We start from the raw sequence: 3,294 nt of genomic DNA on the forward strand, positions 1-3,294 counted from the left end.
AAGGTTCGCTAATAAGCGAACCTTTTTTGTTTCCTATTAGACTAATGTTAGTCCTTTAATATGGAGTTGTTGGTTTGAAACGCCTTTTCTTTTCATTCAAAAAAGCTGCCATTGGCAGCTAAAACGAACCATTTTTTATTTGTTAGTGGAATCTTTATATCATTACCAACTTCAAGAATGCAGTCTTGACGGTTCTTGACAGGAGCAAAAACCATGATGTATTCATCATCGTCACCTGATACCTCAAAGATGGGATCAACTTTTTTCATCAGCTGATTTTAGAAAGACCCAGACTTTTTATTGTCAACAAAATACCCGTATTTTTTTACTTTCCTTGCATTAAGCAATTTATGCTCTAACTTACTAATCATTCTATATTGGGATCCACTCCCAGCACTTTGAAGTTTTGTATCAGATCCAGTTACGGCAACTCTTGTTTCTAGTGGCGGGAACCCTATCCTTATAATTTTGTGTGTTTCTTTTATTTCAAATTGCTTTTCTAGTCTTATTTTTACCGTATATAAAATATGAGTTTTTCAGTGCTACCCCTTGCCTCCTTTGCGAAAGATTCGTTCGAGAAATCGTTTCTTTTTCTCATGAGGCACAGGAAGAAAGAAACGATTCTTACTTGTTACATCAAGATAAGGCGTTAATATGTCAGTCTTCTCTTCTACAGAAGTTGCGTTATTTAGCTGTTCTTGTATTTTTGCAAAATGTTTTGCTGTTGAGCCTTCTGGCGTATAAACAAAACGCTCATCTGGGAATTTTTGCGATTCTGCTGTTTCTTTTTCAGTATATGCATGGACAGAAGGACGTGCCCAAAAAACATTTTTCCGCACCACACGTGCAGGAGTTCCTGCAGCTGATACATTTGATGGGAGCGATTTTGTCACGAGTGACTTTGCACCTAAAATGGAACCTGTACCAACTTCTACTCCTTTTAGAATCATGACGTCCTGCCCAATCCAAATGTGGTCACCTACATACACACTCTTGGTTGAGTTTATCCGTTTTCGAGTTGTTCCATCGTATATCAAATGTGGATCCGCCAAACGAACGACTACACCGCTTGAAAACATATTATCATCACCGATGAATAAATTCTTTTGCTCAGAAAGAATAAATCTCGCTGTTCCATTAAATGAATAGTTGCGACCAAGGAAAAATGTATTGTCATTCCAAACATTGACGCTCATCGTTGCATTGCGGTTGGATTTCCCAATTACTATGAGTGAGTTGTTGCCATTAAAATTTAGCGTTGTATTTTTAAATTTGGCTCCACGTTCGATAATTAACCGATTTCCTTCACCCAAAAATTTGATTTTACTATTCACAAACGAAATCTCCTCTTCGGTATTTCCTATAAAGAGTATCTCATTATTCGTTTCCGGTCTCTGCAATACATTAGAAATATTCTCCATCCTTCCACACCCACTTTTAAAGTGTTGAAATCGTTTTCATTATACATCGTTTTTTGCTCAATAAAAAGACCGCCTAAGTAAACCTGAGGAGATGTAGAGCTAAAGCCTCGGATTTACGAAAAAGGGAAATGGTAATGGTACATGAACTAAAGGTTATAAATCAAAATGGATAATTGCTAGTAGATAGTCGTGAAGTTGTGGAAATGGTTGATAACGCCATGACCAGTAAAAACAGAATTTAGTACCACATATGGAATCACCTATGATTAATTTACCTCTTGTCTTATTTCCTATACTGCCCGGTTAATTGCATAAAGGAAAAACTTCCTTGATTTTAAGCTAACGCCACCAGTTAGTTAATTGTTCAGTGGCTGCTGGATGGTTCTGGTTTACATTAAACGAACGTATAGGAAGAACCCCCCGAAACTTTTGATTTCAGGGGATTTCTTCCTTTTTTCCATTTTTGATTATGTAAAAGCCTATTTCTCATAAATAATAGGGACTAGCTCCATCCCCACCTTTTGGGCTGCAATATAGCGTCTGTAACCGTCCCTAAGGATCTTTGTATCCCTATTTATCGTAATGGGTTCATCTAAGGAGCCTGTCCGTTTAACATGATTTAAGACTTGTTGTGTTTTTTCAACACTCGGATTCGAATTTAAAAACTCTTCCGTTACAACAATCTGATTTAGTAAAATAAACTCTTCTGTTTCATCTGATTTCATTTTTATTTTCACCCTATCTGAAGTCTAATTATATTCTTTATTCACCTGTTATAAGAACAATATAATCAGCTATTCTCCCTGTTATCGTCCTAATGCCGCCATTTGACAACCTTCTCATGGCGCTTTAGTGGAATACCAAAACTACCTAACCTATTGAAGAATTAACGGATATAATGCTATGCAAAGTCCTAAAATACACGCTTTCATTTTAGATGGATGGTTTCTTTTACTGCGAAACAAGTAAAAGAAAACTAATATAAACCCCAACGGAACCCATAGCTGAAAGACACCTTCTTTTGTACTGCGAGAAAAAATCGGTGCAATGTAAGTGCTTACCAGAAAGTAAAAGAAAATCGTAAATCGTCGTGTTTCTAACTGCTTGCTCCACCTTACTAAAAGGAAAATACTAATTATTGCGATAATCGGAATGTGTAAAGGGGGTAGCACAATAGCACCGTTCCTAAATTTGAACTCCCAATCTGAATTGCCCTCCTTTTTTATAGTGTATCACCATTTAGAGGGGATATTTGGAATGTTTTTATTTGAAGTCATTTTCCTCCGTAAATATCATTGACCATATTCCTTATTCCACTAACCTGCCCCGTTCGTTCTATAAGGAATAGCAGTTTAATGGTATTGAAACCAAACAACCCATCCTTTTTCCTTACTTTTAGCTAAAAATATTTGACCTTGGCCTAAGTTAGCTCCAGGTGCTTTGGGGAAATCTAAACGCACAAGCCACGATTTTTCAGCAATTTCTTTGCCGCAAAAGGTCTTTGCCATTCCAAAATAGTCTTCTTCATCTTTATTGCCAACTGTTTCGGGAAAAGGTTTGGCTGTTACTACATCCAAAAACTTATGGAACTGGAATAGATGATTTTCCTGACATATATACTAAGTGGCCATTAAAGTATTTAACGCTTTTATTACCTCTTTTTTATCCTTAATCGATGTTTTCTCTAATTCACTTAACACAGGGCATTCTTTAGGTTGTGCGTATCCTTGAATTGAACAAAAAAAACAACATCGGAATGGTCATAATCAATATATATAGCATTTTCATAAAACTCACCTCAGAAGTTATCTTTCCTAATTTTAAAAACAGTCCAGTTTTTGAGGGATGATAGCTCAATTGTTATTCAACTAAT

General features: G+C 36.2%; 4 protein-coding genes. All 4 read right to left on the reverse strand.

The features are described from left to right. Positions 1–92 precede the first annotated feature (92 nt). Complete coding sequence (locus tag IOC57_RS25350) at positions 93–269, reverse strand: hypothetical protein (protein WP_207441346.1); 177 nt, start codon at positions 267–269, stop codon at positions 93–95. Positions 270–542: 273 nt separating this feature from the next. Continuing rightward, positions 543–1,421, reverse strand: coding sequence for an acyltransferase (locus IOC57_RS25355; protein ID WP_207441347.1), 879 nt, complete (start codon positions 1,419–1,421; stop codon positions 543–545). A gap of 479 nt (positions 1,422–1,900) precedes the next feature. After that, positions 1,901–2,146, reverse strand: coding sequence for a ParB N-terminal domain-containing protein (locus IOC57_RS25360; RefSeq protein WP_207441348.1), 246 nt, complete (start codon positions 2,144–2,146; stop codon positions 1,901–1,903). A 627-nt stretch (positions 2,147–2,773) separates the two neighbouring features. Further along, positions 2,774–2,998 (reverse strand): hypothetical protein, encoded by a 225-nt coding sequence (locus tag IOC57_RS26260; protein WP_286185188.1) that lies wholly within the window; start codon positions 2,996–2,998, stop codon positions 2,774–2,776. Between the last annotated feature and the right edge of the window lie 296 nt (positions 2,999–3,294).

The organism is Bacillus sp. SD075, from assembly GCF_017355165.1.
Classification (GTDB): Bacteria; Bacillota; Bacilli; order Bacillales; family DSM-1321; genus Peribacillus.